Source organism: Hymenobacter busanensis, assembly GCF_008727865.1.
Taxonomy (GTDB): domain Bacteria; phylum Bacteroidota; class Bacteroidia; order Cytophagales; family Hymenobacteraceae; genus Solirubrum; species Solirubrum busanense.
Window position 1 is genome coordinate 76,899 of record NZ_VTWU01000002.1, and the last position, 18,951, is coordinate 95,849.

13 protein-coding genes are annotated in these 18,951 nt (G+C 65.6%); 5 read left to right on the top strand and 8 right to left on the bottom strand.

Annotated elements, in window-relative coordinates; genetic code table 11:
* Positions 1 to 132: 132 nt before the first annotated feature.
* Positions 133 to 2,184, bottom strand: coding sequence for an alpha amylase C-terminal domain-containing protein (locus tag F0P96_RS04860; RefSeq protein ID WP_151077706.1), 2,052 nt, complete (start codon positions 2,182 to 2,184; stop codon positions 133 to 135).
* A 118-nt stretch (positions 2,185 to 2,302) separates the two neighbouring features.
* On the opposite strand from F0P96_RS04860, the gene ggt reads away from it, so the two are divergent.
* Positions 2,303 to 4,114 carry a gamma-glutamyltransferase gene (gene ggt, locus F0P96_RS04865; protein WP_151077707.1) on the top strand — a complete coding sequence of 604 codons (1,812 nt, stop codon included), beginning with the start codon at positions 2,303 to 2,305 and terminating at the stop codon, positions 4,112 to 4,114.
* Between the two features lie 267 nt (positions 4,115 to 4,381).
* Positions 4,382 to 4,837, top strand: coding sequence for a hypothetical protein (locus F0P96_RS04870; protein WP_151077708.1), 456 nt, complete (start codon positions 4,382 to 4,384; stop codon positions 4,835 to 4,837).
* Positions 4,838 to 4,844: 7 nt separating this feature from the next.
* On the opposite strand, the gene F0P96_RS04875 is transcribed toward F0P96_RS04870, so the two are convergent.
* A complete protein-coding gene (locus tag F0P96_RS04875) occupies positions 4,845 to 5,372 on the bottom strand; it encodes a GNAT family N-acetyltransferase (protein WP_151077709.1) in 528 nt (175 codons plus the stop codon).
* 126 nt (positions 5,373 to 5,498) lie between these two features.
* On the bottom strand, positions 5,499 to 7,082 hold the full coding sequence (locus tag F0P96_RS04880) for an N-acyl-D-amino-acid deacylase family protein (protein ID WP_151077710.1): 1,584 nt from the start codon (positions 7,080 to 7,082) through the stop codon (positions 5,499 to 5,501).
* A 190-nt stretch (positions 7,083 to 7,272) separates the two neighbouring features.
* On the opposite strand from F0P96_RS04880, the gene F0P96_RS04885 reads away from it, so the two are divergent.
* Positions 7,273 to 8,238, top strand: a complete 966-nt coding sequence (locus F0P96_RS04885) for an aldo/keto reductase (protein WP_151077711.1) — start codon at positions 7,273 to 7,275, stop codon at positions 8,236 to 8,238.
* 108 nt (positions 8,239 to 8,346) lie between these two features.
* Here the strand turns inward: F0P96_RS04885 and F0P96_RS04890 are convergent, their stop codons facing one another.
* From F0P96_RS04890 to F0P96_RS04900, 3 genes are all read right to left on the bottom strand, one after another.
* Positions 8,347 to 10,101, bottom strand: a complete 1,755-nt coding sequence (locus tag F0P96_RS04890; RefSeq protein WP_151077712.1) for a T9SS type A sorting domain-containing protein — start codon at positions 10,099 to 10,101, stop codon at positions 8,347 to 8,349.
* A gap of 266 nt (positions 10,102 to 10,367) precedes the next feature.
* Complete coding sequence (locus F0P96_RS04895; RefSeq protein WP_151077713.1) at positions 10,368 to 10,754, bottom strand: hypothetical protein; 387 nt, start codon at positions 10,752 to 10,754, stop codon at positions 10,368 to 10,370.
* Positions 10,755 to 10,849: 95 nt separating this feature from the next.
* Positions 10,850 to 11,317: a carboxypeptidase regulatory-like domain-containing protein gene (locus F0P96_RS04900; protein ID WP_151077714.1), complete on the bottom strand. Its 468-nt coding sequence runs from the start codon at positions 11,315 to 11,317 to the stop codon at positions 10,850 to 10,852.
* A gap of 268 nt (positions 11,318 to 11,585) precedes the next feature.
* Here F0P96_RS04900 and F0P96_RS04905 point away from each other — a divergent pair, with 268 nt between their 5' ends.
* Positions 11,586 to 12,341 (top strand): LytR/AlgR family response regulator transcription factor, encoded by a 756-nt coding sequence (locus F0P96_RS04905; protein ID WP_151077715.1) that lies wholly within the window; start codon positions 11,586 to 11,588, stop codon positions 12,339 to 12,341.
* 87 nt (positions 12,342 to 12,428) lie between these two features.
* Here the strand turns inward: F0P96_RS04905 and F0P96_RS04910 are convergent, their stop codons facing one another.
* A complete protein-coding gene (locus F0P96_RS04910) occupies positions 12,429 to 15,464 on the bottom strand; it encodes an ATP-binding protein (protein ID WP_151077716.1) in 3,036 nt (1,011 codons plus the stop codon).
* 234 nt (positions 15,465 to 15,698) lie between these two features.
* Between F0P96_RS04910 and F0P96_RS04915 the strand changes: the two genes are divergently transcribed.
* Positions 15,699 to 18,464, top strand: a complete 2,766-nt coding sequence (locus F0P96_RS04915) for a PAS domain-containing sensor histidine kinase (protein ID WP_151077717.1) — start codon at positions 15,699 to 15,701, stop codon at positions 18,462 to 18,464.
* 21 nt (positions 18,465 to 18,485) lie between these two features.
* On the opposite strand, the gene F0P96_RS04920 is transcribed toward F0P96_RS04915, so the two are convergent.
* Positions 18,486 to 18,872 (bottom strand): DUF3224 domain-containing protein, encoded by a 387-nt coding sequence (locus F0P96_RS04920; protein WP_151077718.1) that lies wholly within the window; start codon positions 18,870 to 18,872, stop codon positions 18,486 to 18,488.
* Positions 18,873 to 18,951 lie beyond the last annotated feature (79 nt).

Sequence of the window (18,951 nt, forward strand, 5' to 3'; positions counted from 1 at the left end):
GGCTACCTACGCATTGTTCTAAACCGGCGGGGCCGGCAAGCTAAGCTTGCCGGCCCCGCGTCGTTGAACGGAATCGTGGTGGTCGTTTGGACCTGGCGCGCCGCGGTTGGGCGCTGCTGCTTGCCGGCAGGTCTACTTTGTCGGCTGCAGCACCTGGGCCGTACGGCTGGGCAGGTACAGGCTCAGAAACGGCGTGCCGTGCTCGTCGGGCAGGGTGAAGTGCTGGGTGCCGGGGTCGATGCGGTCGAACCCACCGAAAGCGGCGCTGTCGGAGTTGAGCACGGGCGTGTAGGCACCGGCGGCACCGGCGAAGAAACGGTAATCGGCAATGCTGCGCTCGGGATGGAAGTTGAAGGCGAAGACGAGGCCGCCGCGCTCAAAGCAGAGCACCTTGTTCTCGTCGTCGAGGTGCAGCAGGCGGGCCGGCCCGGCGTTCAGGAAGTGGGTGCGGCGCTCCAGGCCCAGCATGGCTTGGTCGAAGAGCAGCCAGGCGTGGTAATAAAGGTCGGGGTTGTCGGCCAGGCTCCACTGCCGGCGGGCGTAGTGGTGGCTCCACTGGTTGCCCTCGCGCGGGAAGTCCACCCACTCGGGGTGGCCAAACTCGTTGCCGATGAAGTTCATGTAGGCCTCGCCGCCCGCGCCCAGCGTCACCAAGCGAATGAGTTTGTGCAGGGCCACGCCCCGGCCGGTTTCGAGGTCGGGCGAAGCGCTGCGCTGCATGCTGGTGTAAATGCGCGCGTCGAGCAGCCAGTGCGAAAGGGTTTTGTCGCCCACCAAAGCCTGGTCGTGCGACTCGCAGTAGGCCACGGTTTTTTCGCCGGCTCGGCGGTTGGTCAGCTCGTGCCAGAGGCCCCCGAGGCTCCAGTCTTCGTCGCGCTGGTGCTTGAGCTGCCGAATCCAGTAGTCGGGCAAGCCCATGGCCAGCCGGAAACCGAAGCCCAGGCCGCCCTCGGCTACGGGCCGCGCCAAACCGGGCATGCCGCTCATGTCTTCGGCAATCAGCAGGGCCGACTTTTTGATGTCGCGCACCAGCGTGGTGGCCAGCTGCAGGTACAGCACCGCATCGTCGTCCACTTCGGGGCCGAAATACTGGTCGTAGGAGCCGAAGCCCACGCCTTCGCCGTGGTGGTGGTAGAGCATGCTGGTCACGCCATCGAACCGGAAGCCATCGAAGTGAAACTCCTCCAGCCAGTAGCGCAGGTTGGAGAGCAGAAACTGCTGCACCTCGGGCCGGCCGTAGTCGAAGAGCAGGGAGTCCCAGCCGGGGTGCTGGCCGCGGCCACCGGCGTGGAAATACAGCGCACCCGAGCCGTCGAGGTTGCCCAGGCCCTCGGCCTCGTTTTTCACGCTGTGCGAGTGCACCACGTCCATCACCACGGCCAGGCCGCGGCGGTGCGCTTCGTTCACAAGGTATTTCAGGTCTTCGGGCGGTCCGAAGCGGGCCGAGGGCGCGAAGAAATTGGCCACGTGGTAGCCAAACGAGCCGTAGTACGGGTGCTCGGCCACGGCCATCAGCTGCAGCACGTTGTAGCCCTCCTGCTGAATGCGGGGCAGAATCAGGTCGGCAAACTCGCGCCAGCCGCCCACGCGGCCGTCTTCGAGGGCCATGCCCACGTGGGCCTCGTAAATCAGCGGCTCCTTCACGTAGTTGGCCACCCGAAACGTCTGGTCGGTCCACTGAAACGCTTCGGCGGGGCGCCACACTTGGGCGCTGTAGTCCTTGCTGTGCTCGTCTTGCACCACGCGGCGCACGGCGGCAGGCAGCCGGTCGCGCTGGCCGTTGGCGGCGTGCACGTGCAGCTTGTAGCGGGAACCGTGCACGAGGTTGGGGAAGGTTTTTTCGGCCAGAAACACTTCCCACACGCCATCGTCGCGGCGCGTGAGCGGGGTGTAGGCCCGGTCCCACTGGTTGAAGTCGCCGGTGAGGAATACGGCCTGCGCGCCCGGCGCCCATTCCCGAAACCAGTAGCCGCGCCGCCGGGCATCGTAGTGCAGGCCGAGGAAGTTGTGGCGGGTGGCAAAGCGGGTGAGCGAGCCGCATTCGGCCGTAATTTCCTGCAACCGGTGCTGAAAGCGCGCCAGGCGGCGCTCCAAATCGGGGGCGTAGGGTTGCAGCCAGGGGTCGTGCTGCACCAGCGGAAGCAGCGGGGCAGCGGTGGGCGTAACAGAAGCGGCAGTTTCCATACAAAGCGGCGGTTAGGGCACAAGCAACGGCCGAACCAGCAACGCCGGTTCGGGGTTCAGCGCCAAGATAGCCACCGCCGGGCCGTATCTTGGCCCGAATGCCCGTTGTTTTTCTGTGATGCTCCTCCGCCGTTCGTACTGCTTTCTGCTGACTGCCGCGCTGGCCTGCGCTTCGCCCGCGCACCGCCCGCTGCCCGGCGCCCCCGCTACCGCTGCCCCGCTGCCCCCTGCCGCGGCACCCGTTACGGCCGCGCAGGCTCTGGTGGTGAGTGCTCACCCCGAAGCCTCGCGCATTGGCCTGGAAATTTTGCGACGCGGCGGCAATGCCTACGACGCGGCCGTGGCCGTGCAGTTTGCCCTGGCCGTGTGCTTTCCGGTGGCCGGCAACATCGGCGGCGGGGGCTTTGTGGTATACCGCGCCGCCGACGGCACCGCCGGCGCGCTGGACTTCCGCGAAACCGCCCCCGCCAAAGCCTCGCAGGACATGTACCTCGACACGCAGGGCAACGTGGTACCCGACCTGAGCACCCGTGGCCACCTGGCCGCGGGAGTGCCGGGCACGGTGGCCGGCATGGTGGCGCTGCACCAGAAACTGGGCAAGTTGCCGTGGCGCGAGCTGGTGCAGCCGGCCGTGGACCTGGCCGCCCAAGGCGTGGTGCTGACGCCCAAGGAGGCCGCCGGGCTTAACGCCACGCGCTTCATTACCACGCCCGTCGAAGCCGAACAACGCTATGTGAACTTCGCCACCACGCCGCACGGCATGGGCGCGGCCTCGGCACCGGACTTTAAGGAGCTGCCCAATGCCTACAAGCGGCCCGGCCGTGCCTGGCAGCCCGGCGACACCATTCGGCAGGCGTACCTGGCCGCTACGCTCGGCCGCATCCGCGACCAAGGCCGCGCCGGGTTCTACCAGGGCCCGACGGCGGCCTTGCTGCTGAGTGAAATGCAGCGCGGCCACGGCCTCATCAGCCAACCGGACCTGGACCAGTACCAGCCCAAGTGGCGGGAGCCGGTGCGCGGCCGCTACCGCCAGTACGAGGTCATCAGCATGCCGCCGCCCTCTTCCGGCGGCGTGGCGCTGCTGCAGCTGCTCCAGATGCTGGAACCCTACAACCTGCGCCAGTTGGGCTGGCACTCCGCCGATGCCGTGCACCTCATTACCGAAGCCGAGCGGCGCGTGTACGCCGACCGCGCCACCTACCTCGGCGACCCGGATTTTGGGCGCGTGCCGGTGGCGCAATTGCTTGGGACGAAGTACCTAAAAGGCCGTATGCAGGGCGTAACAACGCAAAATGCGGCTACGCCCTCGGCCCAGGTGGCGGCCGGCGCGGGGCTGCCCAGCTATGAGTCGGACCAGACGACGCACTACAGCATTGTGGACGCGGCCGGCAACGCGGTGAGCTGCACCACCACGCTCAACGGGGCCTACGGCTCGAAAGTGGTAGTGGCCGGCGCGGGCTTTCTGCTCAACAACGAAATGGACGACTTCTCGGTGAAGCCCGGCGTGCCCAATGCTTACGGCGTGACGGGCGGGGCGGCCAATGCCATCCGGCCCGGCAAGCGCATGCTCTCGTCGATGACGCCCACCATCGTGACCGAGCGCGGCCAGCTGCGGCTGGTGGTGGGCACGCCCGGCGGCAGCACCATCATTACCTCCGTGCTGCAGGCCCTGCTGAACGTGCTCGACTACGGCATGAACCCGCAGCAAGCCGTGGCCGCCCCACGCCTGCACCACCAGTGGTTGCCCGACCAGATTGACGTGGAGGCCGGCGCCCTCTCCCCTGCTGCCGAAGCCGACCTTGCGCGCCGGGGCTACCGGCTCAGCCCGCGCAACGCCTGGGGCCGCGTGGAAATGATTGAGCGGAAGCCCAACGGCCAGCTCGTGGGCGGCGCCGACCCGCGCGGCGACGACACGGCCCTGGGGTATTAGGATATTGGCCGGGGCCCACGCGAAGTGGGCTTGCCGCGACGAACCTAACGGATTGTGGTGCCGGCTGGAAAACCGTTAGGTACCGCTCAACCTAACGGTTTTTTGGCCGGCGCTGAAATCCGTTAGGTACCGTACTGCCTCCCTCTCTGGCGCTACCGCACAAAGCGAGTCCGAAGCGGCATTGGGCAGCCCGAATGAGCAAACCTGCAGGAGCCCCTGGCGCATCGGCGACGGGGGCGCGTGCGTACTCCAGCCATCAACTCCCTTATGAAGCCGAAACTTCTGGAATGGCTGCGCCGCTACTTGCCGGCTGAATTGCTGTCGTTGCTGGCTACGCTGGCGGGGGCCTACTTCGGCCTGGCGCTGAGCGGCAGCCGCGTAACGGCCGCGCTGGCCGCCACCTGGGCCGGCAACGTGGCCTACTTTGGCACCATCATCGGGGCCGATGTGTGGCGCACCCGGCGAGAGCTACGCGCGCGTGGCCGCCCGTACCGCTGGGCCACGTTTGGCCAGAACGTGCGGGCCTTGCTGGTAGAGTTCGGCGTGGCCGAGGTGGCCGACAGCTTCGTCATTCGCCCGGCTCTGCTGTACTACCTGCCGCTGTGGCTGGGCAGCCTGGCCGGCGGGGTGCTGCTGGCCAAGCTGCTGGCCGACGTGACGTTCTACGTGCCCGCCATCGTGAGCTACGAGTTGAGCAAGAAACGCCTGCGCCGGTTCGACTGACCGCGGCTTAGTTTGGCTGATACTCAAATAAACAGGCGTCTTCCTGGTCGCTGGGGTGCATTTGCCGGAAACCGGTGCGCTGCAGCACTTTTCGGGAGGCCAGGTTTTCGGGGTGGGCGTGCGCCACAATGCGCTTCACGGGCGCATGCCCCGCAATGCGCCCCACCAAGGCCCGCACGATTTCGGTGGCGAAGCCCTGCCCGCGCCAGTGCTCCGATAATGAGTAGCCAATTTCAACCCGGCCGTCCTCGTCGGGTGGGCCAAAGTAGCCGCCGCAGCCCACGAGGGAGGGCGACACGTTGCCGTAGAGGGCGTACCAGCCATACCAGCCAGCCGCGGCCTCGCCCCTGGCCTGCAGTTGTTCGAAAAAGTGCTGACAAGCGCTGCGGTCGTACTCGCCGGGCGGCCAGTCGGCGGGGAGTTCGGCGCGGAGGTAGTCGCTCAGGCGAGTGGGTTCCTCCAATTCAGCCTGCAGCGAAGTAGGTGTGGCGGCAATGAGTTGCAGGCGGGGCGTGTGAATCAGTTGGGCAAGCATGGGAGTGAGAAAGTGCGGCTCTGGGCATACGTGCCCCGCCCCCCAAACGCTGGATGTTTCTTTCTCTGGCCCAAACCTTTTTCTGCTGGCCCCGGCCGGAACCCACAACCCAAGCGGTGGGAGTACCTACGGCTGCCGGCCGGCCCCGTACAGCACTTGCCCGTTGCGCGCCCCGGTGTGCTTGCCTTCGCGCACCGTCAGGCGTCCGTTCACGAGTACGTATTGCATGCCGGTGCTGTACTGGTGGGGCTGGTCGTAGGTCGATAGGTCGCGCACGGTGGCGGGGTCGAACACCACGATGTCGGCGGCCAGACCGGGACGCAGCAGGCCGCGGTCGGTGAAGCCGAAGGTTTGGGCCGGCAGCGACGTCATGCGGCGCACAGCTTCTTCGAGGCTGAGCACCTGCAGCTCGCGCACGTAGCGGCCCAGCACACGGGCATTGGAGCCGTAGCCGCGCGGGTGCGGCACGCCCTGTTGCCACACCCGGATGCTGGCATCGGAAGCCACCATGTTCTGCGGGTAACGCATGATGGACTGCACGTCGGCTTCGCTCATGCCGTGAAACACCATGCCCGCGTCGTATTGCAGGGCCAAGTCGAGGATGGTGGCGGCTTCGGCGCGGGCACTGTGGCGCCGCCCCAACCGCCGGTTGATCTGCTCGATGCTCAGGCCGTTGTAGGCGGGCTCGGGCGGAAAGCTGGCCACCACGGCGTAGCTGAAGTGCCGAAGCTGGCGCATTCGCAGGCGCCGCACGAGGCTGGCCTCTACAGCGGCGCGCACGGCCGGGCGGCGCAGCCGGGCCCGCAGCGAGTCGCGGCCGTCGGCCTGCACGTCGTCGGGCAGCAGGGTGGTGAGGGAGGTGGAGCTGGCCGTGTAGGGATACTGGTCGATGGTGACTTCCTGGCCGGCGCGGCGGGCGTCGGCAATCAGGCCCAGGATTTCGGGCGTGCGGCCCCAGTTTTGCTGCCCGCCGAGCTTGAGGTGGGAAATTTCGAGGGGAAGGCCGGCTTCGCGGCTCACCTGCAGGGCTTCCCCAATGGCCTGGGTTACGCTGTCGCCTTCGTTGCGCATGTGGGTGGCGTAGAGGCCGTGGTAGCGGGCGGCCACGCGGGCGAGGCGCACCAGCTCGGGTGTACGGGCGTAGGTGCCGGGCACGTAAATCAGCCCCGACGAGAGGCCCACGGCACCGGCCTGCATGGCCTGCGCTACCAAGGCTTCCATGCGCTGCAGCTCGGCTTCGGTGGGCGGGCGGTTGGCGCGGCCCAGCACGGCCTTGCGCACGTCGCCGTGGCCGATAAGCGAGGCCACGTTCACCGCCAGGTGCAAGCTGTCGAGGGTGCGGAAATAGCGGCGCAAATCGAGGCGCGAGGAACCGCAGTTGCCCGTTACCACGGTTGTCACACCGTCGTAGATGAAGTTGTCGGCGGTGGGCTGGCGCACTTCGTCGTCTTCGATGTGGGTGTGTACGTCGATGAAGCCGGGCGCCACCATCAGGCCGCGGGCGTCGAGCACGGTGTCGGCGGGGTAATCGGCGGGCAGGCGCCCCACGGCCACAATGCGGCCCGCGGCCACGGCCACGTCGCCCAGAAACCAGGCGTTGCCGGTGCCGTCGAGCACGCGGCCGTTGCGGATGAGAATGGCCGCCCGCGTGGGCTGCGCCGCCGCAACGTGAGCCGCTGCCCAAAGCAGAATAAACAGGAAGTACCGCATGCCAGAAAGTCGCGCCGAACCTCTCGGCAGGCGTTGGAAGATACGCGCCCGCCTTTGAACTGCGGCCATCTTTCCTGAGCAACGACGCGCAACTGCTGCCGTATCAGCCTACTCGCGACCAGCCCAAACCCCGGCGCGCTTCGGCGGTTGACAAGGCTTACCACGCACCCAATCCTCCTCACTTTTCGCCATGCAACACCGCGAACTAGGCCGCTCCGGCCTGCACATCACTCCGCTCGTGCTGGGCACCAACGTCTTCGGCTGGACCATCGACGAAGCCACTTCCTTTCAGGTACTCGACGCTTTTGTGGCGGGCGGCGGCAACGCCATCGACACGGCCGACGGTTACTCTGTGTGGGTGCCGGGCCACACCGGCGGCGAGTCGGAAACCATCATCGGCAAGTGGCTGCGGCAGCGCGGCCGCCGCAACGACGTCATCATTGCCACCAAAGTCGGCTGGGAAATTACGCCCGAGCAGAAAGGCTTGTCCAAAGACTACATTCTGCGCACCGTGGAAGGCTCCCTGAAGCGCCTGCAAACCGACTACATCGACCTCTACCAGTCGCACAAAGACGACCCGACGGTATCGGTGCAGGAGCCGCTCGAAGCCTACGCACAACTCATCCGGGAAGGCAAGGTGCGTGCCATCGGGGCCTCGAACTTCTCGGCCCAGCGCCTCACCGAGGCCCTGCAAGCCAGCGAGCAGCACGGCCTGCCGCGCTACGAAAGCCTGCAGCCACTCTACAATCTGTATGACCGGGCCGAGTTTGAAAACGAGCTGCTGCCCGTAGTGCAGCAATACGGCCTGGGCGTCATTCCCTACTACGGCTTGGCGGCAGGCTTTCTTACCGGCAAGTACCGCACCCAGGCCGACCTGCAGAAAAGCCCCCGGGGCGGCGGCGTGGGCCAGAAATACCTGAACGAGCGCGGCCTTGGCATTCTGCACGCCGTGGATGCCGTGGCCGAGCGCCACGGCGCCACGCCCGCCCAGGTGGCCCTGGCCTGGCTTATGGCCCAGCCCGGCCTCACTGCGCCCATTGCCTCGGCCACCAGCACCCAGCAAGTGCAGGAACTGCTGCCCGCTCTCGACCTGCACCTGAGCCCCGACGACCTCGCACAGCTCGCTCAGGCCAGCGCCGTAGCTGTTCCGCACTAGCAGAAGGTAACTCACTGCCCCGGTCGCAGTACATCAAAAAGCGCCCCCGCTGCTGGCCTTGGAGCCGCAGCGGGGGCGCTTTTCATATGAGCTAATGACGCCTCGCGCTTACTCTTTCACGATTTTGAACGTGAGGCGCTGGGCGGCATCGGCGTAGAGCAGCAAGTAGTTGCCGTTGGCCAACTCACCCAAGTTCAACTGGGTTTGCTGCGTGCCGGGGGCAGCGGCCACCGTAGCCACATTGCGGCCCTCGAAGGTAAAGATGGTAATGGTGGCGTGGCGGTCGGCTTTGGGGTGGGCTACCGTGAACTGCTCGTGGCCGGGGTTGGGGTACACCTGCAGGGCGGTGAGGTCGGTTTTGGCCTGCGGGGCGGCCGCCGTTACCACGGCTACCAGGCCGTTGAGGTAGTTTTCGAGGTTGGTGTAGCCGTTGGCTGCGCGCAGGCCGCGGTCGGCGGCGCTGTTGGGGTTCAAGCCGTTGGCCGTTTCCCAGGCGTCGGGCATGCCGTCGTGGTCGGTGTCGGTGGGCGCCGGGGCCGACTGCAGCACCGGCCAGGCACCCGTGGTTTGGGCGTAGGGTGTGCCGTGCGGGAATCCGCCCTGCACGTCAATAATGCCGCCGGTGCGGTTGAGCACGTCGCCCACGATGCGCTGGTCGACGGCGTCGCGGCTGGGCAGCACGCAGCCGGCTTTTTGCAGCACGGCCACGTAGGCATCCTGCGCGCTTTGCACCGGCAGCGGCACGGTGGCAAACGGCACCAGCACTTTCGACAGCGCGGTATCGGCGCGGGTGCCGCCGCTCATGATAACGCCCTTCCAGTTGGCGGCCGTTACCACGGGGTAGCTGTCCACGTAGTTGCCGGTGAGGTAGAACTTGCCGAAGGGCAGCACCGGCGACGAGGTTTGCTTGTAGGGCGTGAGTACTTCGGAGCGCACCGCCACGCCGCTGGAGGAGCTGTTGGGGGTGCTGGGGCCGTACTTGTAGTAGTTGCCCACAATGTTGTAGTTGCCGCCTTCGCCGCCGTTCACGTTGTAGGAGGCCCAGTTGTAGAGCACGTTATTGCGGAAATCCACGTTTTCCTGCCCGGCCGTGTACGGCGCCAGGTTGCGGCTGCCGTCGAAGCGGGGCATGCGGCCGCGCACGTGGGCCAGCAGGTTGTGGTGCATGGAGGCGTTGCGCCCGCCCCAGATTCCGCCGTAGCCGTGGTGCTCAAAATCGGTGTCGCCGGTTTCGAAGTGGTACGAGTAGTCGAGCGGCTCGCTGATGATGTTCCACTGCAGGGTGGTGCTGTCGCCGCGGTACACCGTAAACGCCTCATCCGACGACCAACTCACGGAGCAGTGGTCGACCATGATTTTGCGCCGGCTCAGAGCTCCGAACGCGTCGCCGTCGCCCGAGCCGTTCACCATGCCCAGGTTCTGGTTTTTGTCGCCCATGCGGAAGCGCATGAACCGCACAATCACGTTGTCGGCCCCGATGCTGACGGGGTGGTCGGCGAGGCAGATACCGTCGCCGGGGGCCGTTTGGCCCGCAATGGTGGTGTTGGCCTTGTTGAAGCTCAGCGGCGAGTTCAGGTGAATGGTGCCCGACACGCGAAACACGATGGTGCGGTGCGTGGCCGCCTGGCTCAGGGCGTAGCGCAAGGAGCCGGGCTGGTTGTCGTCGTTGAGGTTAGTTACCTCAAACACGGTGGTGGGCACCGTGGCCGTGCCCCGGCCGCCCGAGGTGTACTTGCCCGCCCCTTCGGCACCGGGAAACGAAATCAGTTGGGCCTGCGCCGGCGCCGCCATTCCCAGCAGGAGCAGCACACCGGTTGCGGAGCAGGCCTGGGGCAATCGGCCAAAAGAGTAGAAAGTGGGCATATCGAAAGAGCTTCAGCGAACAAACGGGGCGGGCTTCACCCGTTTCCGCAACGCCAACGCGCCGCCGAAACACTCAACCCCACTATAATACTAGGTCTGCCGGGAGGCAAAGCGGGCGGTCCTTCGCGGTTTTATTTGCGCAATCGATACCGGGAACGATGTCAGACAACCTTCTTTGCACCTCCCAGAAAAACGCATGGGCACCAAAAGCCACGGGCCGGATACGCAGTGCATCCGGCCCGTGGGGAGGCGGCAAGAAAGGGCGGCTAGCGGCTGGCCAGCACCCGCGACACAGCGGCCGTCATGGGCGCCGTACGCTCGATCTGTAGAAAGTGGGTGTACTGCGCCGGGGTCAGGATGCGCTGCATGGCGGCATCGTACTGCTGGTGGGCTTGCAGGGCCGCGTCGGGCGTGCTGGCGTTTTCAGAAGCCACGGCCAGCTGCTGGAGCTCGGTGCGGGTGCATTCGCGCACGGCCCAGGTCTGCGTTTGCGACAGGTGCAGCGCGTCGGTCAGGTACAGCGTCACGGTGAGGGCGCCCTGGGTAGCCGATTCGCTAATGGCCTTGTTGATGGGATTGTCGGCGGCAGCGAAACCAACCGTACGCATGCCCAGCAGGGCAACCAGCAGCGCGGAGCGAAGAACGATTTTCATGGGTAGTGGCAAAAAAGGTGTGGTAGGAAAAAAGGGCGGGCAAGCAGGTTGAGCAGTGGGCGGCACCGGCTGTGCAGCCGGCGCCGCTGCAGGCATTAGCGGCGCGATGCTGCCGCTACCGGCACCAGGTTTACCGATACCAGGTTCTGGCGGCGCGGCTGGCGCAGCGGAATGAGTTGGTCTTCGAACCCGGCGTAGCCGCAGCTGAGCACGATGGGCGCGTTGGTGGGCAGCGTGAGGGTAAACTCGCCGTCGGCATTGGTCACGGCCAGCACGTCGCGCTTGCTGGTCACCCAAATGGTGGCGCCGGGCAGGGGCAGGCCCTCGGGGTTGGTCACGTTGCCCGATACCGTCACGGCAAAGTGCTCGTGCAGGATGTCGGTGGCGGGCGCTACCAGCGTGGGCTTGAGGCTGGTTACGGCGCGGGCGGTGCGGGCAGCAGGTTTGGCGGCGGGCTTGTGCACCGCGGCTTTGCCGGCTACGGCGGGCGTATCGGCGGCTTGGGCAGTGCCGAACGTAACCATCAGAAGGCAAGCGGCGAAAAGGAGGGCAATGAAACGCATGGCGGCAACCGGTGTGGGTAGAAGTAAAAGGTGTGGCGGGCAGGGCAAAAAACGGTTTCGAACAAACGGGTTCTGGACCGGGTTCGTCGGGTAAAAGCTTGGGGTTATCGAAAAACCCTTCCGTTGAACTTGAAACAAACCTAGCTTGGGGGCCGATGACAAGCCTGTAGAACTTGCCCAAGTTGGTTTTTCACTATGCGAAGCCTCCGGCAAGCTGTGTCAACGAAAACTACCGCCCCGCAGCCCTTTACCACGCCTTTTGCCGCCCATGCCCACCTCCACCCCATCGCCTCTGCGCTGCGTCGTCGTCGACGACAACGAAATCAACCGCCTCACGCTTGAGCACTACATTTCCCTCACCGACTCCCTGGAACTGGTGGCCTCGCTGCCCGACGCCCGCGCGGCCCTAAACCTCGTGCGCACCGCCGAGCCGCCCATTGACGTGCTGTTTCTCGACATCGAGATGCCGCACCTGAGCGGCCTGGAGCTGGTGCCCTTGCTGCCGTCGCCCGCGCCCGAGGTGGTGCTGGTTACCTCTCACCCCAACTTCGCCGTCGATGCCTTCGAGCTGCGCGTGGCCGATTACCTGGTGAAACCCGTGGAGTACGGCCGCTTTCTGAAAGCCGTGGAGCGCGCCGGCACGCAGCGGCGCAACGTATTGGCCGCCCTCCGCTCGCCCGCCGAGCCGGCTCCGTCGGCCGAAGGATCGGCCGACACCGACCTCTTCGTGAAGGTCAACAACAAGCTCGTGCGCCTTGATTTCAACGACGTGCTTTTCATCGAGGCCATGTCGACGTATTCGATGCTGGTGACCGAGCGGCAGAAACACATCGTGTACATCACGCTCAAGGCGCTGGAGGAGCGCCTGCCGTTCGCCAACTTCCGGCGCGTGCACCGCTCCTACATCGTCAACACCCGCCGCATCGACTCGGTGCAGGACAACATGCTGCAACTCGGCAGCTACGAGGTGCCCATCGGCAAGTCGTACGCCGAAGATTTTATGCGCCAGCTGCGCGGGCTGTAGCCGGGCAGGGCTGCACGGCACAAGGGCCGCACGTCGGAGGAAATTCTCCGGGTGCGGCCCTTGCTGTTTACCAGGCTTGGCGGCTGGTTAATTCGAAGCGGGCAATTCGGCCGGCAAGGCCGCCAGGGCGCGCTGCACGGCCACCATCAGCTGGGCCGCGGCTTTGTGCAGGGTGGCCTCCTCATTTTTGGCGGGTATTTCGGCGCGCAGCTTTTCCAGCAGGGCTACGGCCTCGTTTACGCCCCCCACGCGCAGAGCCGTCAGGTTGGGCTTGATGTGGTGCACCGTGCGGGCCACCTCGGGCCAGTCGGCAGCGGCTACGGCGGCTTGCAGGGTAGCCAGGCTCTCGGGCATGTTGGCCAGAAACGAGCGGATGATCTTGGTCACGAACACCTCCTGCCCGCGCGAAATACCGCGCAAGTGCGTCAGGTCGTAGGGCGGCTCGGTGGGCGTGAGCACCTGCGTAAGCACGCGGTAGAGGTCGGCTTCGTCGAAGGGCTTGGCCAAGCAGGCGTTCATGCCGGCCGCCAGGTACTGCTCGTTGTCTTCGCGAAAGGCATTGGCCGTGAGGGCCACAATGGGCGTAGCGGCGCGGGCGGGGTCGGGGTGCTGGCGCAGGCGCGCCGTGGCTTCCAGCCCGTTCAGCACCGGCATCTGAATGTCCATCAGCACCACGTCGTAGGCTTGCTCGCCGAACCGCTGCACGCCCAGCAGGCCGTTGGTGGCTTCCTCTACTTCCACACCCCAGCCTTCCAGCAGCAGGCGGGCCACGTCGCGGTTGATTTCGTTGTCTTCCACCAGCAGCACGCGCACGCCGCGCAGTTCGCCGGTGTCGAGGTCGTTGGGGTTCATGGGGGCGATGGGTTGTTCGGCCTTGGGCAGCGTGAGCGAAAACGCAAACGTACTGCCTTTGCCTACTTCGCTGGTTACGGTGAGCTGCCCGCCCATCTGGCGCACCAGCGCCTGGCTGATGGTGAGGCCCAGGCCGGTGCCGCCGTGCTTGCGCGAGGTATCGGCGTAGGCCTGCGTGAAGCTCTCGAAGATGCGCTCCAAACGGTCAGCAGCAATGCCGGGGCCGGTGTCGCGCACGCTGAATTCCACGGTCAGCGAGTCGGCCGTTTCCGAGAGCTGCCGCCCGATGACTTCCACCTCGCCGCCGGGCTCGGTAAACTTGACGGCGTTGGCCGTGAGGTTGATCAGGATTTGATTGAGCCGCTGCGCATCACCCAGCACCCAGGGGTAGTCGCAGCTTTGGCGCAGGGGCGTGCCCATAAACGTGAGGCCCTTCTGCGCCGCTTGCAGCACCAGGGGCTGAATGGATTGGCCCATGGAGTCGCAGAGGTTGAACGCGGCCCGCTCGAACTCTACTTTGCCCGAGGAAATCTTGGCCATGTCCAGCACGTCGTTGATAACGCCGAGCAAGTGCTTGCCGGACGTCTGAATGACGTCGAGAAAATGTGCCTGACGCGCGTCGAGGGCGGTTTTGGCCATTAGGTTGGCCATGCCCAGAATGCCGTTGAGCGGCGTGCGAATTTCGTGGCTCATGTTGGCCAGGAAATTCTCCCGGGCCAGGGCGGCGGCTTCGGCTTTTTCCTTGGCTCGCTTCATTTCCCGCTCGGCCAGAACCCGCTCGGTTATTTCCTGCCCGTAGGCCACCACGTAGGGTTCTTCGCCGGCCTCGCTCACGAGGTAGCTTTGGTAGAGCACGTAATGCACCTGGCCCGCCTTGTCGGTGAGCTTCATCACCCCGCTTTGCTCGCCCTGCTCCCGAATGCCGGCCAGGTACTCGCCCACTTGCGCGTGGCGCTCCATCTCAAAAGCAGCCGTCAGGTGTTTCCCGATGGTGCTGTCGGACTCCACGCCCAGCAGTCGGCCCAAGGCGGGGTTGGCCGACAGCACCTGCCCGTTCAGGTCGTGGGTCCAGATGAGGGCCTGGGCGTAGTGCATCAGGTCGCGGTAGCGCTTTTCGTTGCGCATCAGGGTTTCCTGGGCGCGGCGCTGCTCGGTCACGTCGGTGCTCACGATGAGCACGTTTGCCTCGCCGCCGGGGCGCGCGAGGCGGTACTGGGCCACGTGCAGCCAGTGCTCGGCGCCGTCGGCCAGCACCACGGGCAGCTCCAGCGACTCGGCCTGCCCGGTAGCCAGCACCCGCGCCATGGTAACGCGGTGCTCGGCGGCTATTTCGGGGGCAATGCTGGCGCTGTTGAGCTCGGTCCAGCGCTGGTAGGCGCGGTTGGCAAACGTCTCTTGCCCGTCGGCGCGGCGCACCACCACAATGTTGGACAGCGTATCGAGAATCTGCTGAGTGAACTGCTGCTGCTCGCGCATGCGCGCCTCGCTGGCTTGCATGCGGGCTTCGGCGGCGCAGCGGTCAGTAATGTCGAGCAGGTACATGTTCACGTAGGCTTCCTCGGCAAAGGCCACCATGTGCACCGCAAACTGGCGCGGGCCGATGGTCATTTCCACCTGTTGGGGCTGGCCGGCCTCGCGGGCCACGGCCGCTAGGGCAAAGAACTGACTCCGCACGGCCTCGCGGCCCGCGTCGTCGAGCAACTCCCGCAGGCGCCACGCTTCGGAATTGGCGTAAAGAATTTCCCCGTTGAAATCGTAGCGCACGATGGGGTACGGGCATTGCTCGGGCATGCTCGCCGCCGCCTGCATGCCTTGGGCCAAGTCCAGCTGCGTGGCGTCGCGGAGGAACTCCAGGTAGCCACTGCCGGCCAGCGGTACGTAGCGGCGCTCCAGCACGCGGCCCTCGGGCAGCTGCACAAAGGCGGTGTGAAACGCCAGCGCCGGCTTGGTAGCTGCGGCGGGCATGTCGGCTTCGGCGGGCGAAACAAGCGCGGCCAGCTCCGAGGCCTGCCGCCCCAGCCAGTAGTGGGAGGGTTCTTCGGTGCCTACCAACGCCACGTAATCGGCATTGATGCTGACGATGCGCCCATCGGCGGCCACCTGCAGCAAGGCCACGGGCGCGTGTTCGGTATAGGCCGCCAGCTGCTGCCGGGCCTGCTCGGTCGCGGCGGTGGCTTGGCGCAAGGCCTCGGCCAGCTCGGCGTTGCGGGTTTCAGCCTGTAGCAGTGACTGGTGCAGATCGGGAGCAGATGAAAGGGAAGACGCGGGCATAATGAGGCAAGCAACGGATTCACAAAGTACTTGCTCCCTTGCCTGCTCTCCCGGCCTTTTCGCCCAACGGCGACTTCTGCTGGCCTAATGGCGGCGGCGGCAGTGTGAACACGCACACCCGGCACTGGACCACTGCGCGGCATCTTGCATTCCAAGCTTGCGTATCATTGGGTAATATTGTCGGCTCCGGTTCTGCAGCGTGGGCTGCCAGAGGCCACTGGGTTGAAACTCGTTATGGCCTTGTCTGTACCCCTACCCGCCTATCTTCAGCTCTTCCGCCATTGGCCGGGCAACTGCCTGCTGCTGCTGCCCGATGCCGAATTCACCATCGTCGACAACACCAACGGGCACGTGGCCGTGTCGCGCAAAAGCCGCGACGCCGTGGTGGGCCGTCCGCTGTTCGAGGCCTTTCCGGCCACCGACCTTGCACAAAGCGAGGTGCTGCGCGCGTCGTTGGAGCATGTGCGGGACCAGTTGCAGCCCCACACCATGCCCCGCATCCGGTACGACCTGGAACTCCCGGCAGAGCAGGGCGGAGGCTTCGAAGAGCTGTATTGGCAGGCCACGCACTTCCCCATTCTCGACGACGCGGGCCAGCTGCAGTTTATTCTGCAGCAAACCGAGGACGTGACAACCCAGCACCAGGCCGAGCGCCGGGCCGCCCAGCTGCAAGCCGAGCTGGCAGCCACCCAAGAGCACGCGCATTTCCTGCTCGAAGCCCTGCCGGTGATGATTTGGACCACGCGCCCCGACGGCGCGGCCGATTACCAGAACCCGCTATGGCTGGCCTTCACGGGCCGCACCCTGCGCGAAGCCCGCGACTGGGGCTGGCTCGACGACATTCACCCCGACGACCGCCCCCACGTGCAGCAGGCTTGGCAGCAGGCGTTGGCCGATGGCGGGCTGTACGAAGTGGAATACCGCCTGCACCGCCACGACGGGCAGTACCGCTGGATATTGGTGCGCGGCGTGCCCCGGCGCGATGCGGCCGGTGCCATTACCGGGTGGATCGGGACCGGCACCGACATCCACGAGCAGAAACAGGTGCAGCAGCAATTGGAAGCCAAAGACCAGCAGCTCCAGCGCATTCTGCAGCACTTGCCGGCCATCGTGAATACCATGGAAGGGCCCGAGCACCGCTACACCTACCTCTCGCCCCAAATCCGTCAGCTCATCGGCGACCGGGCTCAGGTGGGCGACCGGGTAGTGGATGCCCAGCCGGAAATTGTGGAGCAGGGCTTCTTGGGGATTCTGGACAACGTGTACCGCACCGGCACGCCGTTCAGCGCCTTCGAGCAGCGCGTGGACATCCTTCATCCGCAAACGCAGCAACTCGAAACGCATTACTTCAACTTTTCCTACCAGGTGCTGCCGGAGGAAGAACACCAGCCCGAAACCCGTGGCCTGCTGTCCTTTGCCATCGACGTGACCGAGCAAGTGGTGGCCCGCCAGCGGGCCGATGCCCTGGCGACCGAGGTGCGTCGTCGCGACGAACGCCTTCGCCGCATGACGGAGGCCCTGCCGGCCATTTCCTTTATCTGCGCGCCCACCGGGGAGCTGGAGTACGTGAGCCCGCAGTGGTACCAAGTGACGGGGCAGCCGGCTGATGCCGATGCCAACGCCGTCTGGCCGACGCTGATTCACCCCGAAGACGGCGTTTTGGCCCGGGAGTTTTTCCGCACGCGCTTGCTGGGCAGTACGCCCTGGGAATACGAGTACCGCCTGCGCCGCCACGACGGGCAATACCGCTGGCACTTGTGCCGCGCCGTGCCCGAGCTGAGCGACGACGGCAAGCCCGTGCGGTGGTTTGGTACTTTGGTCGACAACCACGCGCAAAAAGAACTGCAAAACGAGCTGGTGCGCAGCGAACGGCACTTTCGATTTCTGGCCGAGAGCGTTCCGCAGATTATCTGGACCGCTACCCCCGACGGCAGGGTCGAATACTTCAACCAACGCCTGCTGGAGGCTACTGGCCTGCGCCCGGAAGACTGCCTGGGCAGTTCGGCTTGGGGCGCCCTGCTGCATCCCGACGACCTCCAGCGCAGCTTTGCCACCTGGCAGCAGGCCTACCAAACCGGCACGCGCTACGAAATTGAATACCGGTTTGTGGCGCGCACGGGTGGGTTCCGGTGGTTCTTGGGCCGCGCCGAACCGTTGCACGACGAGACCGGGGCCGTGGTGCGCTGGTTTGGCTCCTGCACCGATATCCACGACGTGAAACAAACCCAGGAGGAACTGCTGCTGCGCAATACCCAGCTCACGCAAACCAACCAAGACCTCGACAACTTCGTGTACACCGCCTCGCACGACCTCAAGCAGCCGGTGGACAACATGGCGGGGATTTTCGCGGAACTCGCCCGCTCGGCCCGGTTTACCGACCCGGCGGCGCACCGGCTCGTGACCATGTTTGAGGGCGCGCTGCAGCAAATTCACACCACCATCCGCGACCTGTCGGCCGTGGTGCAGGTGCAGCGCCAGCACGAGCAACTGGTGCCCGAGCTGGTGGAGCTGCGGCCGTTTGCGGAGGAGGCCATCCGGAGCGTGCAGCTGCGGACCGACGATACGGTCGCCCATTTTGAGCTGGATTTCGCGGCGGTGCCTGCGCTGCTGTTCGTGCGCCCCAACCTGCAAAGCATTTTCTACAACCTGCTCAGCAACGCCCTCAAATACGCACACCCCGAGCGGCGGCCGGTGGTGCGCCTGGCCACCGAATGGGCCGGCGCCACGCCCGTGCTGGTGGTGCAGGACAACGGCCTGGGCATCGACCTGGAACGCCACGGCCCGGAGCTGTTTCAGATGTTCCGCCGCTTCCACACCCACGTCGACGGCTCCGGCATCGGCCTCTACCTCGTCAACCGCATTGTGCAGCAGCTGGGAGGGCAGCTGGAAGTTGTCAGCGTGGTGGGAGAAGGCACTACCTTCCGGCTGCACTTGCCAGAAGTTGTGGTGCCCGAGCCCAGCAAGAGCATTGTCGATTACGGCCACGGCGACGGCATTTAGCCCGCCGGAGCTTCCGCCGGCTTAGCCGAAATGGTAATCGAGGGTGATGGAGCCGCGCTGCCCGGGCGGGCGCACAAACCAGCCGCTGCCGCGCAGCCCATCCAGCTCGTGCGTGCCCGAACCCGGCACCACCGAGAAGTTGGCCTTGGTCACGCCGTCTTCTACCGAGCCGCTGTGTTCGAGCACGAAGCTGCCTTCGCGGTTGCCCAAACGCCCGACGATGTGCTCGAGTCCCACGGAGCTGGCCGTACCGTCGGGGTGGTGAAAGAGGAGCACTTCCAAGCGGCCTTCGCCCTCCAGGTCGCCCCGGAATACCTGTGTAGCGCAGGCCCGCGACAAGGCCGTTTCGTCGCCGGCTTCCGCAATCCAATCTTCCACTTCCAGCAGGCCAATAGCGCGAGTATTCATGGCATTTATCGGTTGGTGGCTACCCTGGCAAAGGTAATAAATACTAAAAATATAGGATGCAAAATACTAAAATAAATAG

What these genes read in the sequence shown, in the direction of transcription:
- F0P96_RS04860 (WP_151077706.1), bottom strand. Translation starts at nt 2,184, where the DNA reads ATGGAAACTGCCGCTTCTGTTACGCCCACCGCTGCCCCGCTGCTTCCG.
- ggt (WP_151077707.1), top strand. Translation starts at nt 2,303, where the DNA reads ATGCTCCTCCGCCGTTCGTACTGCTTTCTGCTGACTGCCGCGCTGGCC.
- F0P96_RS04870 (WP_151077708.1), top strand. Translation starts at nt 4,382, where the DNA reads ATGAAGCCGAAACTTCTGGAATGGCTGCGCCGCTACTTGCCGGCTGAA.
- F0P96_RS04875 (WP_151077709.1), bottom strand. Translation starts at nt 5,372, where the DNA reads ATGCTTGCCCAACTGATTCACACGCCCCGCCTGCAACTCATTGCCGCC.
- F0P96_RS04880 (WP_151077710.1), bottom strand. Translation starts at nt 7,082, where the DNA reads ATGCGGTACTTCCTGTTTATTCTGCTTTGGGCAGCGGCTCACGTTGCG.
- F0P96_RS04885 (WP_151077711.1), top strand. Translation starts at nt 7,273, where the DNA reads ATGCAACACCGCGAACTAGGCCGCTCCGGCCTGCACATCACTCCGCTC.
- F0P96_RS04890 (WP_151077712.1), bottom strand. Translation starts at nt 10,101, where the DNA reads ATGCCCACTTTCTACTCTTTTGGCCGATTGCCCCAGGCCTGCTCCGCA.
- F0P96_RS04895 (WP_151077713.1), bottom strand. Translation starts at nt 10,754, where the DNA reads ATGAAAATCGTTCTTCGCTCCGCGCTGCTGGTTGCCCTGCTGGGCATG.
- F0P96_RS04900 (WP_151077714.1), bottom strand. Translation starts at nt 11,317, where the DNA reads ATGCGTTTCATTGCCCTCCTTTTCGCCGCTTGCCTTCTGATGGTTACG.
- F0P96_RS04905 (WP_151077715.1), top strand. Translation starts at nt 11,586, where the DNA reads ATGCCCACCTCCACCCCATCGCCTCTGCGCTGCGTCGTCGTCGACGAC.
- F0P96_RS04910 (WP_151077716.1), bottom strand. Translation starts at nt 15,464, where the DNA reads ATGCCCGCGTCTTCCCTTTCATCTGCTCCCGATCTGCACCAGTCACTG.
- F0P96_RS04915 (WP_151077717.1), top strand. Translation starts at nt 15,699, where the DNA reads ATGGCCTTGTCTGTACCCCTACCCGCCTATCTTCAGCTCTTCCGCCAT.
- F0P96_RS04920 (WP_151077718.1), bottom strand. Translation starts at nt 18,872, where the DNA reads ATGAATACTCGCGCTATTGGCCTGCTGGAAGTGGAAGATTGGATTGCG.